Source organism: Burkholderia sp. BCC0044, assembly GCF_902832955.1.
Classification (GTDB): domain Bacteria; phylum Pseudomonadota; class Gammaproteobacteria; order Burkholderiales; family Burkholderiaceae; genus Burkholderia.
This window is the reverse complement of sequence record NZ_CADFDO010000008.1, coordinates 194,983-207,055: the sequence shown is the minus strand read 5'-3', so window position 1 is coordinate 207,055 and position 12,073 is coordinate 194,983. Positions and strand designations below refer to the sequence as shown.

Here is a 12,073-nt window from a genome sequence, read left to right as displayed (position 1 = left end):
CGCGGCAAGCCGGCAGGCCGAAACGGCGCCCATTCTACCGAACGGGCGCGGGGTGCCACGAAGGTGAAACCCTCAGTCGACGCTCGCGCACTGCACGGGCTGCGCGCCGAGCAGCGACGTGAGCACCGCCGGCGCGAGGCTGACCAGGTAGCCGCGCCGGCCGCCGTTCAGGTAGATCGTCGGCAGTTCGAGGATGGTCGCCTCGACGTAGACGGGCATCGTCTTGCGCGTGCCGAACGGCGACGTGCCGCCGACCAGATAGCCCGAATGGCGGTTCGCGACGTCGGGCTTGCACGGTTCGACACGCTTCGCGCCAATCTGCCGCGCGAGGTTCTTGGTCGACACGGTGCGGTCGCCGTGCATCAGCACGATCAGCGGCTTCGCGTGCTCGTCTTCCATCACGAGCGTCTTCACGACGCTGTGCTCGTCGACGCCGAGCTGGCGCGCCGATTCGCCGGTGCCGCCGTGCTCGACGTATTCGTACGGATGCTCGCCGAATGCGACGCCATGACGGCGCAGCAACTGGGTCGCGGGGGTTTCGGACACGTGTCTGGATTTGCTCATGGCGGCATTTTAATGGCGAACGATCGGCGGGCGCGCGACGCCGTGCCCACGTCAACGGCCGCGCCGACGGTATACTCGCGGCCCGTTTTCCACCGGCCCGCCGCAGCGCCGTCACGATTGCACCCATCATCGTTGCGAACATCGTGAAGCGCTATTGCCCGATTGGCTGATTGTGGCGCGCGCGCCGTCATGGCACGATCGTTCGCAAATATCGTCGGCCGCCGCCGGCCCCTCATCTGGAGACGCCATGTCCTCGCCCGTCCGTTCATCCGAAGCGCTCGACGTCGATGCGCTGCTCGCCGCGCTGCCGCGCCGCATCGCCGACGTGCCCGCGCACCGGGCCGCGCAGTCGCCCGCGCATCCGGCGCTGATCGAGGATGCGCGCCGGCTGTCGTACGGCGAGCTGGCGCAGGCCGTCGACGCGGCGGCCGCGCGGCTGACGAGCCTCGGCGTGCAAGGCGGCGACCGCGTGATGATCGTCGCGGAAAACTGCGTCGCGCAGATCGTGCTGCTGTTCGCGGCCGCCCGCGTCGACGCGTGGGCGCTCGTGTCGAACGCGCGGCTGTCGGCCGCCGAGCTCGACGCGATCGCCGCGCACGCGCGGCCGAAGCTGATCGCGTTCACGACCGACGCGTCGGCCGACGCGCGCGCCCACGCCGAGCGGCTCGGCGCGACGCCCGCCGGCGCGCTGGCGGTCGACATCGGCGCGTGGTCGTATCGCGTCGATGCGGGCGCCCCTGCCGAACCGGTGGCCGCCGACGGCGCCGGGCAATGCGCGGCGCTGATCTACACGACCGGCACGACCGGTACGCCAAAAGGCGTGATGCTGTCGCACCGCAACCTGCTGTTCATCGCGGCGATATCGAGCACGCTGCGCCGCGTGTCGCCCGACGACGTCGTCTATACGGTGCTGCCCGTGTCGCACGTGTACGGGCTCGCGTCGGTGTGCCTCGGCAGCCTGTATGCGGGCGCGACGCTGCGGCTCGCGCCGCGCTTCTCGCCGGAAGCCGTGCGCGTCGCGCTCGCCGACGAAGGCGTGACGATCTTCCAGGGCGTGCCGGCGATGCACGCGAAGCTGCTCGAACACCTGCACACGCACGGCCACGCGTGGCGCGCGCCGCGGCTGCGCTTCGCGTATTCGGGCGGCTCGCCGCTCGACGCGAACCTGAAGGCCCGCGTCGAGCGCCTGTACGGCGTGCCGCTGCACAACGGCTACGGGATGACCGAGAGCAGCCCGACGATCACGCAGACGCCGCTCGACGCGCCGCGCGCGGACAGTTCGGTCGGCGTGCCGATCCCGGGCGTCGACATGCGGATCGTCGCGCCGGACGGCACCGACGTGCCGCAAGGCGAAGTCGGCGAGATCCGCGTGCGCGGCCCGAACGTGATGCTCGGCTACTACCGCAACGTGGACGCGACGCGCGCGGCCGTGTCGCCGGACGGCTGGCTGAGCACCAGTGATCTCGCGCGGCAGGACGCGGACGGCGCGATGACGATCGCGGGCCGCAGCAAGGAGCTGATCATCCGCTCGGGCTTCAACGTGTATCCGGTCGAGGTCGAACAGGTGCTGAACGCGCATCCGGACGTCGTGCAGGCAGCCGTGATCGGCCGCGCGATCGAGGGCAACGAGGAAGTGCTCGCGTTCGTCGAGCGGGTGCCGGGCGCGGCGGTGGACGAGGCAGCATTGCACGCATGGTGCGCGGATCGGCTCATCGCTTACAAACGCCCCGCGCACATCCGCGTGCTCGATGCGCTGCCGGCCGCGTCGACCGGCAAGGTGCTCAAGCACCGGCTGCGCGAGCTGGTCTGACGCGGCCGCCGCGGGCCGCGCAGCCCGCATCGGCGCGCGCGCCGCAGCGCGCCGCATGGACGGTCGCGCGTCAGCCGCGCGGGTGATGCTGCGCGTGCAGCGTCTTGAGCCGCTCGCGCGCGACGTGCGTATAGATCTGCGTGGTCGAGATGTCGCTGTGGCCGAGCAGCAGCTGCACAACGCGCAGGTCGGCGCCGTGGTTCAGCAGGTGCGTCGCGAACGCGTGCCGCAGCGTGTGCGGCGACAGGTGCGCGCGCACGTCGGCCTGCTGCGCGTGGCGCTTGATGATGTTCCAGAACTGCTGGCGCGTCATCCCGTCGCCGCGCGCGGTCACGAACAGCGCGTCGGCCGCGCGTGCACCGAGGAGCGCGGGCCGCGCGTCGCGCAGGTAGCGTTCGATCCAGCCGTGCGCGACTTCGCCGAACGGCACGAGCCGCTCCTTCGACCCCTTGCCCATCACGCGCACGACGCCTTCGTTGAGCCCGACCTCGACCGTCTTCAGCGTCACGAGCTCGCTCACGCGCAGCCCGCTCGCGTACATCAGCTCGAGCATCGTGCGATCGCGCAGGCCGAGCGGCGTGTCGATGTCGGGCGCGCCGAGCAGCGCCTCGACCTGCGCCTCGGACAGCGTCGACGGGAATCGGGCCGCCTGTTTCGCGGACGTGATGCGCAGCGTCGGGTCGGCGCTCGCGCGATGCTCGCGCACGGCCCAGCCGTAATAGCGGCGGAATACGGACAGCCGCCGGTTCGACGACGTCGCCTTGCCGTCGCTGCGCGCGGCGATGTAGCCGGTCACCATCGCCTCGTTGGCGGCATCGAGCGGCGCGTCGTGCGTCGCGGCCAGCCAGTGGGAAAACAGCGCCAGGTCGCGCCGGTACGCATCGAGCGTGTTGCGCGCGAGCCCGTGCTCGAGCCACAGCGCATCGCAGAACACGTCGATCGACGCGCGGCTCGCGAGCAGCGCGGGCGATGCCGCGGCGGTGTCGGTGTCGGCGGCGGCGTCGGGGGAAATCATCGGTTCGCTCATTGGTACGGCACGCCCTCGTGCGCCAGCAGCCAGCGCTTCACTTTCTGGTAATAACCGTTGTCGTCGTGGTTCGCGAACCCGCCGAGCCCGCCCGCCGCGACCACGCGATGGCACGGGATCACGAGCGGGAAGTAGTTCGCGCCGCATGCCTGGCCGACCGCGCGCGGCGCGCTGCCGATCCGCTTCGCGACCTGGCCGTAGGTCAGCACGGTACCGGGTGGGATATCGCTGATCACGTCCCACACGCGGTGCTGGAATGCGCTGCCGACGTCGGCGAGCGGCAGGTCGAAGCGCGCGGACGCACGCTCGAAATAACGTTCGATCTGCTCGACCGCGCGCTTCGCGAGCGCCGAATCCGGATCGACCGACTGCATCGATTCGGGCAGATAGACGATCTCGCGCACCACCGCGGCATCGGTGCGGATGCCGACCTTGCCGAACGGCGCGTCGATGACTGCGTTGAACATTGCCTTCTCCTACCGGGGATGCGCGCGGTCCTGCCCGCGCGCCGACGACACTTTACGCCGCCTTCACGCGGCTCGCAGCGCCCATTCGACATGCTCGCGCACGACCGGCGACGGATCGTCGGCGCGGGCGCGCAGCGCGGCGACGATCGCGTCGCGCGCGGGCGGCGCGAGCCGGTCCGCGCCGGCGCGCAACGCATTGCCGAGCCCGACCGCGAGATTGCGCAGCCAGCTTTCGTAGCCGATGCGCCGGATCGCGCTGCCCTGCATCCGCGTATCGAATGCTTCCGCGTCCCACGCGAACAGCTCGACGAGCGTCGCGCGGTCGAGGCCGTGCCGCACGTCGAAATCGGCGACGGGCGCGGCCTGCGCGAACTTGTTCCACGGGCACACGAGCTGGCAGTCGTCGCAGCCGTACACGCGATTGCCGATCATCGGCCGCAGCGGCTCGGGGATGCTGCCTTTCAATTCGATCGTCAGGTACGAGATGCAGCGGCGCGCATCGACGCGGTACGGCTCGACGATCGCGCCGGTCGGGCACGCGTCGATGCAGCGCGTGCAGCTGCCGCAGTGCGCGCCGGGCGTCTCGGGCGCGGTGTCGGGCGACGTGTGCGCGTCGGTCGGCAGCGGCAGGTCGACGTAGATCTCGCCGAGAAAGAACAGCGAGCCGGCATCGCGCTGCAGCAGCAGCGTGTGCTTGCCGCGCCAGCCGACCCCGGCCTTCTGCGCGAGTTCGACCTCGAGCACGGGCGCCGAATCGGTGAACACACGGTAGCCGAAGCCGCCGATCTCGCGCTCGATGCGCTCCGCGAGCGTCTGCAGCCGGTTGCGCAGCACCTTGTGATAGTCGCGGCCGCGCGCATAGATCGACACGACGGCCGCCTGCGGATCGTCGAGCCGCGCCCGTTCGCGCGCGCGCCAGTCGTGCGGCACGAGCGCGCCGGGCTCGCCGCCGGGCGCGTCGGCCGCGAGCGTTTCGGCCGGCAGGTAGGCGAGCCGCACGGAGATCACGCGTCGCGTACCGGCCACAAGTTCGGCCGGCCGCGCGCGTTTCATCCCATGTTTCGCCATATAATCCATCTCGCCGTGGTAGCCGGCTTCCAGCCAGGCGGCGAGGCCTGCTTCGGCATCCGAGAGATCGGTATCGCTGATGCCGATCGCGCCGAAACCCAATTCGCGCCCCCACGCCCTGATGCGCGCGGCGAGCGCAGTCAACGCCGCATCGTCGAGCGCGCACGGCGCCGCGCCTTCGCCCTGAGTCGAAAGCCTGTCGGATGCGGCGCGTTCCGGTAGTCGGTTCATCGCACTATTTTACGAGAATGCCAGCCACGTCCAGCCAACCGCCTCAAGCCACGTTGCCCGCCCCGCTCGCGGAGCGCGTGATCGCGCTCGCCGACGAAGCGGCGACCGAGGCTTTCGGCACCCGCTTCGCGCACGCGCTCGACGCGGCGCGCATCGAGCTCGGCCGCGCCCATGCGTTCGACGGGCTGCAGATCCAGCTGGTCGGCGATCTCGGCGCGGGCAAGACGACGCTTGTGCGCGCGATCCTGCGCGGCCTCGGCCACCCGGGGCGCGTGCGCAGCCCGACCTATACGCTCGTCGAGCCGTACGCGCTCGAACGCAGCGACGGGGAACTCGAGGTCTATCACTTCGATCTGTATCGATTCAACGATCCGGCCGAATGGTCCGATGCGGGCTTTCGCGAATATTTCAATTCCAGCGCGATCTGCCTCGTCGAATGGCCGCAACAGGCGGGCGCGCTGCTCGGCGTGCCCGATCTGGTTTTCTCGCTCGACGTGGAGGGCGACGGCCGTGCCCTCACCGTCCGGGCGTACAGCGCTTCAGGAAAGGCATGTCTCGAAAGATGTTGATCAAACCGTTCCGCTCGATCGAATCGGCGGCCACCGCGACGCACAACTGGCGGCGCCGTCAGATCCTGCGCGCGGGGGCGTCGACGCTGGTGCTCGGTCTCGTCGCGCCGCGGCTCGCGCACGCGTCGTCGGTGCTCGGCGTGCGCGTGTGGCCCGCACGCGATTACACGCGCGTCACGATCGAATCCGACCAGCCGCTGCAGAATAGCCAACAGCTGCTGCAGGGTCCCGATCGTCTGGTCGTCGACCTCAGCGGCCTCGATCTCGACCAGGCGCTGCGCGACCTCGTATCGAAGATCGCGCCGAACGATCCGCAGATCCAGTCGGTGCGCGTCGGCCAGTATCAGCCGCACGTCGTGCGGATGGTGTTCGACCTGAAAGGCTCGGTGAAGCCGCAGGTGTTCACGCTGCCGCCCGTCGGCACCTACAAGTACCGGCTCGTGTTCGACCTGTATCCGGCCGTCGCGCCCGATCCGCTGTCCGACCTGATCGCGCAGACGGAGCGCAAGGAACAGGCGCTCAACGACAACGCACGCGCGCAGCAGATGCAGCCGCCGTCCACGCTGGCCGGCCCGGGCACCCCGCCGCCCGGCGCGGGCGACAACAGCGATGCGTTCTTCCAGCGTTTCGCGCAGAACACGCCGGCCACGCCGCATGCGCCGCCGGCCGCCGGCGCGCCGTCGACGCCCGCGAAACCGGCCGTCAAGCCGCCGCCCGTCATCGCGCGCCGCGACGACAGCGACGACGACGGCGACACCTACAAGTTCACCGCGCCCAATGCTGGCAAAGGCGCCGGCAAGGGCGGCACGGTACGCCTGCTGACGGTCGCGATCGACCCCGGCCACGGCGGCGAGGACCCCGGCGCGATCGGCGGCGGCGGCACGTACGAGAAGCACATCGCGCTCGACATCGCGAAGAAGCTGCGCGCGAAGATCGACGCCGCACCGAACATGCGCGCGATGATGACGCGCGACGCCGATTTCTTCGTGCCGCTGAACGTGCGCGTGCAGAAGGCGCGCCGCGTCGGCGCGGATCTGTTCGTGTCGATCCACGCGGACGCGTTCACGACGCCGTCCGCACGCGGCTCGTCGGTGTTCGCGCTGTCCGACCACGGCGCGACGAGCGCCGCGGCGCGCTGGATGGCGAACAAGGAAAATTCGTCGGACCTGATCGGCGGCATCAACATCAAGACGGCGGACGCGGCGGTCAACCGCGCGCTGTTCGACATGTCGACGACCGCGCAGATCCGCGACTCGCTGCGCTACGGCAACTACGTGCTGAAGGAAGTGGGCGGGATCAACAAGCTGCACAAGGGCTCGGTCGAGCAGGCCGGGTTCGCGGTGCTGAAGGCGCCCGACATTCCGTCGATCCTCGTCGAGACCGCGTTCATCAGCAACCCGGACGAAGAGCGCCGGCTCAACGACGACAGCTATCGCGACGAGATGGCCGACGCGATCTTCCGCGGCATCAAGCGTTATTTCGCCGCGAATCCGCCGCTCGCGAAGAACCGGATGGCCTGAGCGCCATCCCTTCCCTGCCGCCGGCACGCGCTGCGTGCCGGCGCGTCACGACGCCGCGAAGCGGCTCAGCAGTTTCCCGCCGAACACGTTCACCGCGAGTCCGCCCATCACGAGCGCGGCGCCGATCAGTTGCGATTGCGTCAGATGCTCGTCGAGCAGCAGCGCCGACGACGCGAGCCCGACGATCGGCACCAGCAGCGAGAACTGCGCGACCTGAGCGGCCGGGTAGCGCGACAGCAGGCGGCTCCACAGCCCGTAGCCGAGCAGCGTCGCGACGAACGCCAGATAGACGACCGCGAAGATCGACGCGCCGTTCAGCCCGGCGAGCGCGGTCGCGATCCGCTGCGGCCCCTCGAACCACAGCGACAGCAGGAAGAACGGCACGGGCGGCACGAGGCTCGCCCACACCACGAGCGACACGAGGTTCGCCTTCCCGACCTTCTTCGTGACGATATTGCCGATCGCCCACATCGCGGCCGAGCAGATCGTCAGCAGGAAGCCCGCGAGCGTCATCGCGCGGCCGCCCTGCGCGGCGATCACGACGAGCCCGCCCGCGGCGATCGCGAGCCCGACCAGGTTCTGCACGCGCAGCCGCTCGCCGAGGAACAGCATCGCGAACACCAGCGTGAAGAACGCCTGCGACTGCAGCACGAGCGACGCGAGGCCGGCCGGCATGCCGACGTACATGCCGGTGAACAGGAACACGAACTGGCCGAGCTGGATCGTCGCGCCGTACAGCACCAGCAGCCGCCACGAAATCTGCGGCCGGCGCACGAAGAACACCGCGGGCACGGCCGCGAGCGTGAAGCGCAGCGCGCCGAGCAGCATCGGCGGCATGCCGTGCAAGCCGACCTTGATCACGACGAAGTTCACGCCCCACGCCAGGATCACGACCAGCGCGAGCAGCAAGTCCTTCGGGGCCATCATCGGCGTCTCCTCGATTGTCGAATTGTCGTTGTGAAGCCGGTCAGTCTACCGGGTTTCGCTGCCCGGCCCGATACCCGCGCGGCGGGCATGGAATCGGCGGAATCGGCGGTGCGCGGCGCTTGTGCAACGCAGCGGCTTGCGCGACGCGATGAATGCCGCACGACGCGTGCCTGCCGGGGCCGCCTCGCGCCGCGCGCCTTTCGCGTTCCCCGTCACGCGCGCCACCGTGCCACCGTGCCACCGTGCCGCCAGTACAATGACCGGCAATCCAGCCGTTCCCCACGAGGCCCCCATGACCGACTCGATCAAAGCCCTGCTGAAGCCGCACATCCGCGACATCGGCAACCTGCAGGTGCGCCGCACGCTGCCCGCGCTCGCCGCACGCCTCGTCGGCCCGTTCATCTTCTTCGACCACATGGGGCCCGCCGCGCTGCCGGCCGGCACGGGGCTCGACGTGCGGCCGCATCCGCACATCGGGCTCGCGACGGTCACCTACCTGTTCGACGGCGCGATCCTGCACCGCGACAGCCTCGGCTCGCTGCAGGAAATCGTGCCGGGCGACGTGAACTGGATGACGGCCGGCCGCGGAATCGTCCACTCCGAGCGCACGCCCGACGCGCAGCGCGCGAGCGGCCATACCGTGCACGGGATCCAGACCTGGGTCGCGCTGCCGCAGGCGCACGAGACGACCGAGCCGTCGTTCGAGCACCACGCGGCCGACACGCTGCCCAAGCGCGACGAAGACGGCGTCGCGCTGACCGTGATCGCTGGCGACGCGTTCGGCCTGCATTCGCCCGTGACGACGTTCTCGCGCACGCTGTACGTCGCGGCCGAATTCGCGGCCGGCGGCCGGCTCGAGCTCGATGCGTCGCACGAGGAGCGCGCGGTCTACGTGGTCGATGGCGAGCTCGCGATCGACGGCACGCCGGTGCCGGCCGAGCAGATGGCCGTGCTCGCGCCGGGCGCGACCGTCACGCTCGCGAGCGGCCGCGGCGCGCGCGCGATGCTGCTCGGCGGCGACAAGATCGACGGCGAACGCTTCATCGAATGGAATTTCGTCGCGAGCAGCCGCGACGCAATCGAGCGCGCGAAAGCGGCGTGGACGCGCCAGGAAATGGGCAAGGTGCCGGGCGAGACCGAGTGGATTCCGCTGCCCGAATCGAAGCCGCGTTGAAAAAGCGGCGCGCCGCCCCCATCCTGACGCTATTCGAACGGAAGAGAACGCCATGGACACCACGCTAGCCACATTCGAGAAAGACGTCATCGAGGCGTCGCTGGACACGCCCGTGCTGGTCGACTTCTGGGCCCCGTGGTGCGGCCCGTGCAAGACGCTCGGCCCGCTGCTGGAAAAGCTCGAAGCCGACTACGCAGGCCGCTGGAAGCTCGTGAAGGTCAACGTCGACGAGAACCAGGAACTCGCCGCGCACTTCCAGACGCGCAGCATCCCGCACGTGATCGCGTTCGCCGACGGGCGCCCGGTCGACCAGTTCGTCGGCGTGCTGCCCGAAGGCCAGTTGCGCGCGTTCCTCGACCGGCTGCTGCCGGCGGCCGAGGAAGCCGAGCGCCGCGCCGCGCAGTACGCGATGGCCGAGCAGCGCTTCGACGATGCGCTCGCGCACCTCGAAGCGGCGCTCGCGCTGAGCCCCGGCTACGACGACGCGCGCCTCGACCTGATCGAGCTGCTGCTCGCGCGCAACGAAGTCGACGCGGCGCGCGCGGAGACCGAGCGCCTGTCGCCGCAAACCGTGCAGAGCGGCGACCCGCGCTACCAGGCGATCAAGACCCGTTTCGACGCGCTCGAAGCCACGGCCGACCTGCCGCCGACCGACGCGCTCGAAGCGCGCATCGCGGCGAACCCGGCCGATCTCGACGCGCGCTTCGACCTCGCGCAGAGCCTGATCGCGCGGCGCGCGTACGAAGGGGCGCTGGAACAGTTGCTGGAAATCGTGACGCGCGATCGCGCATACGGCGACGATCTCGGCCGCCGCACGATGATCTCGGTGTTCGAGCTGGCCGGCGATCGCCCCGACCTCGTCGCCGCGTGGCGACGCAAGCTGAGCATGGCGCTCAACTGATGCACGAGCGGCCGGGCCACGAGAGGCCGGGCCGCGACGGCCCGGCTGACTCGCCGTAATCGCCGTAACTTTGCCGTATCGCGCGCGGCGCATCCGCCGCGCCGCCGTCATTCGCTGCCCGCGCGCCGCGGGCTCAGCCTGCCGCCTGGGCCGCGATCGCCCGCAGCGCATGCGCGGCGGCCGCGAAACCGAAGCTCGCGGTCACGCACACGCTCGAACCGAAGCCCGCACAGTTGAGCCCCGCGACATGCGCGGCCGCGGACGGCTCGGCGCCGTCCTCGATGTCGCAGGCCGCCGCTTCCGGATAAATCAGCGGCTCGTCCGAATACACGGCGCTGACCTTGAAGCGCGCCTTCGGCCCGCGCGGAAAACCGTGCTGCTTGCGCAACTGCGCGCGCACCTTCGACAGCAGCGGATCCTGGATCGTCAGCGCGAGATCGTCGATGCGGATGCGCGTCGGATCGAGCTGCCCGCCCGCGCCGCCGACCACCATCAGCGGCTGCCGTTTCGCGACGCACCACGCGATCAGCGCGACCTTCGTGCGCACGTTGTCGATCGCATCGATCACGTAGTCGAAGCCGCCGCCGAGCAGCGCGTCGAAGTTGTCGGGCTCAACGAAATCCTCGATCCGGTTCACGCAGCACGCGGGATCGATCAGCGCGATCCGCTCGGCCATCGCGTCGACCTTCGGCTTGCCGTAATTGCCGTCGAGCGCGTGGATCTGCCGGTTCGTGTTGCTCTCCGCGACGTTGTCGAGATCGATCAGCGTCAGCGTGCCGACCGCGTTGCGCGCGAGCGCCTCGGCCACCCACGACCCGACGCCGCCGATCCCGATCACCGCGACGTGCGCGCGCTCGAACGCGGCGGCCGCCGGCGCGCCGTACAGGCGCGCGACGCCGCCGAAACGCCGCGCGCGATCCACGTCAAGCTGGATTTCCGGGGTCGGGGTAAGATCAGAAGAACGGGGCGAGGCAGCGTCGGCGGAGGACATGGCAGCAAGGAAAACGTAAGTCGCGCAGCCCTCTATTCTGCCTGAACTCCCCGCCCGCACGCGCCACTGTGCACGCACGATTTTTGCGCGTTCGCTATACTGGCCCCCAGATTGAAGCGTTTGCATAACATGACGACTCTCGCCGATCTCCGCATCAACTATTCGCGTGCTTCGCTCGACGAAGCCGATGCCGCCCCCGACCCCTTCGCCCAGTTCGATCGCTGGTTCAAGGAGGCGCTCGCCGCCAAGCTGCCCGAGCCGAACACGATGACGCTCGCAACCGTCGGCGCCGACGGCCGGCCGTCGGCCCGAATCGTGCTCATCAAGGGCGTCGACGAACGCGGGTTCGTCTTCTTCACCAATTACGACAGCCGCAAGGGCCACGATCTCGCCGTGCATCCGCAAGCCGCGCTGCTGTTCTACTGGATCGAGCTCGAGCGCCAGGTGCGCATCGAAGGCCGGATCGAGAAAACCAGCGCGGAAGAAAGCGATCGCTATTTTGCGTCGCGCCCGCTCGGCTCGCGCATCGGCGCATGGGCGTCGGACCAGAGCGCCGTGATCGACAGCCGCGCGACGCTCGAAGCGCGCGAACAGGCGGTCAGCGAACGCTATGGCGACAACCCGCCGCGCCCGCCGCACTGGGGCGGCTACCGCCTCGTGCCCGACGCGATCGAGTTCTGGCAAGGGCGCCCGTCGCGGCTGCACGACCGTCTGCTCTATACGCGCGACGCCGCGGCGGCGCCGGGCTGGACGATCTCGCGCCTGTCGCCGTAAGCGCGGCGCCGGCGCGCGCCGGTCGTGTCTCGTGTTGCATCCGGGCGCCC

Annotated in this window: 12 protein-coding genes; 6 read left to right on the top strand and 6 right to left on the bottom strand. The window is 70.0% G+C overall.

The window, feature by feature from the left end; all coding sequences use genetic code 11:
• Positions 1 to 72: 72 nt before the first annotated feature.
• Positions 73 to 564 carry a Cys-tRNA(Pro) deacylase gene (ybaK, locus tag HWX14_RS34015; protein ID WP_047898865.1) on the bottom strand — a complete coding sequence of 164 codons (492 nt, stop codon included), beginning with the start codon at positions 562 to 564 and terminating at the stop codon, positions 73 to 75.
• 247 nt (positions 565 to 811) lie between these two features.
• On the opposite strand from ybaK, the gene HWX14_RS34010 reads away from it, so the two are divergent.
• Positions 812 to 2,374: an AMP-binding protein gene (locus tag HWX14_RS34010; RefSeq protein ID WP_175886495.1), complete on the top strand. Its 1,563-nt coding sequence runs from the start codon at positions 812 to 814 to the stop codon at positions 2,372 to 2,374.
• 70 nt (positions 2,375 to 2,444) lie between these two features.
• Here the strand turns inward: HWX14_RS34010 and xerD are convergent, their stop codons facing one another.
• The 3 genes from xerD to queG all read right to left on the bottom strand — a co-directional run bounded on the left by xerD (position 2,445) and on the right by queG (position 5,167).
• A complete protein-coding gene (gene xerD, locus HWX14_RS34005; protein WP_175886494.1) occupies positions 2,445 to 3,401 on the bottom strand; it encodes a site-specific tyrosine recombinase XerD in 957 nt (318 codons plus the stop codon).
• Positions 3,398 to 3,868: a methylated-DNA--[protein]-cysteine S-methyltransferase gene (locus HWX14_RS34000; protein WP_175886493.1), complete on the bottom strand. Its 471-nt coding sequence runs from the start codon at positions 3,866 to 3,868 to the stop codon at positions 3,398 to 3,400. Before HWX14_RS34000 ends, xerD begins: the two co-directional genes overlap by 4 nt.
• A 63-nt stretch (positions 3,869 to 3,931) precedes the next feature.
• Positions 3,932 to 5,167, bottom strand: a complete 1,236-nt coding sequence (gene queG / locus HWX14_RS33995; protein WP_175886492.1) for a tRNA epoxyqueuosine(34) reductase QueG — start codon at positions 5,165 to 5,167, stop codon at positions 3,932 to 3,934.
• Positions 5,168 to 5,184: 17 nt separating this feature from the next.
• On the opposite strand from queG, the gene tsaE reads away from it, so the two are divergent.
• Together tsaE and HWX14_RS33985 are read left to right on the top strand one after the other, a co-directional pair.
• Positions 5,185 to 5,736, top strand: a complete 552-nt coding sequence (tsaE, locus tag HWX14_RS33990; protein WP_175886491.1) for a tRNA (adenosine(37)-N6)-threonylcarbamoyltransferase complex ATPase subunit type 1 TsaE — start codon at positions 5,185 to 5,187, stop codon at positions 5,734 to 5,736.
• On the top strand, positions 5,718 to 7,256 hold the full coding sequence (locus HWX14_RS33985) for an N-acetylmuramoyl-L-alanine amidase (RefSeq protein WP_175886490.1): 1,539 nt from the start codon (positions 5,718 to 5,720) through the stop codon (positions 7,254 to 7,256). Before tsaE ends, HWX14_RS33985 begins: the two co-directional genes overlap by 19 nt.
• A 45-nt stretch (positions 7,257 to 7,301) precedes the next feature.
• On the opposite strand, the gene HWX14_RS33980 is transcribed toward HWX14_RS33985, so the two are convergent.
• On the bottom strand, positions 7,302 to 8,180 hold the full coding sequence (locus HWX14_RS33980; protein WP_175886515.1) for an EamA family transporter: 879 nt from the start codon (positions 8,178 to 8,180) through the stop codon (positions 7,302 to 7,304).
• 295 nt (positions 8,181 to 8,475) lie between these two features.
• Here HWX14_RS33980 and HWX14_RS33975 point away from each other — a divergent pair, with 295 nt between their 5' ends.
• The gene (locus tag HWX14_RS33975) at positions 8,476 to 9,357 is read left to right on the top strand and encodes a pirin family protein (protein WP_175886489.1); all 882 of its coding nucleotides are present in this window, start codon (positions 8,476 to 8,478) and stop codon (positions 9,355 to 9,357) included.
• 52 nt (positions 9,358 to 9,409) lie between these two features.
• Positions 9,410 to 10,258 carry a thioredoxin gene (gene trxA / locus HWX14_RS33970; protein ID WP_175886488.1) on the top strand — a complete coding sequence of 283 codons (849 nt, stop codon included), beginning with the start codon at positions 9,410 to 9,412 and terminating at the stop codon, positions 10,256 to 10,258.
• 133 nt (positions 10,259 to 10,391) lie between these two features.
• Here the strand turns inward: trxA and HWX14_RS33965 are convergent, their stop codons facing one another.
• The gene (locus HWX14_RS33965) at positions 10,392 to 11,249 is read right to left on the bottom strand and encodes a tRNA threonylcarbamoyladenosine dehydratase (protein WP_175886487.1); all 858 of its coding nucleotides are present in this window, start codon (positions 11,247 to 11,249) and stop codon (positions 10,392 to 10,394) included.
• 129 nt (positions 11,250 to 11,378) lie between these two features.
• Between HWX14_RS33965 and pdxH the strand changes: the two genes are divergently transcribed.
• Positions 11,379 to 12,023, top strand: coding sequence for a pyridoxamine 5'-phosphate oxidase (gene pdxH, locus HWX14_RS33960; protein ID WP_175886486.1), 645 nt, complete (start codon positions 11,379 to 11,381; stop codon positions 12,021 to 12,023).
• The last annotated feature ends 50 nt before the right edge of the window (positions 12,024 to 12,073 follow it).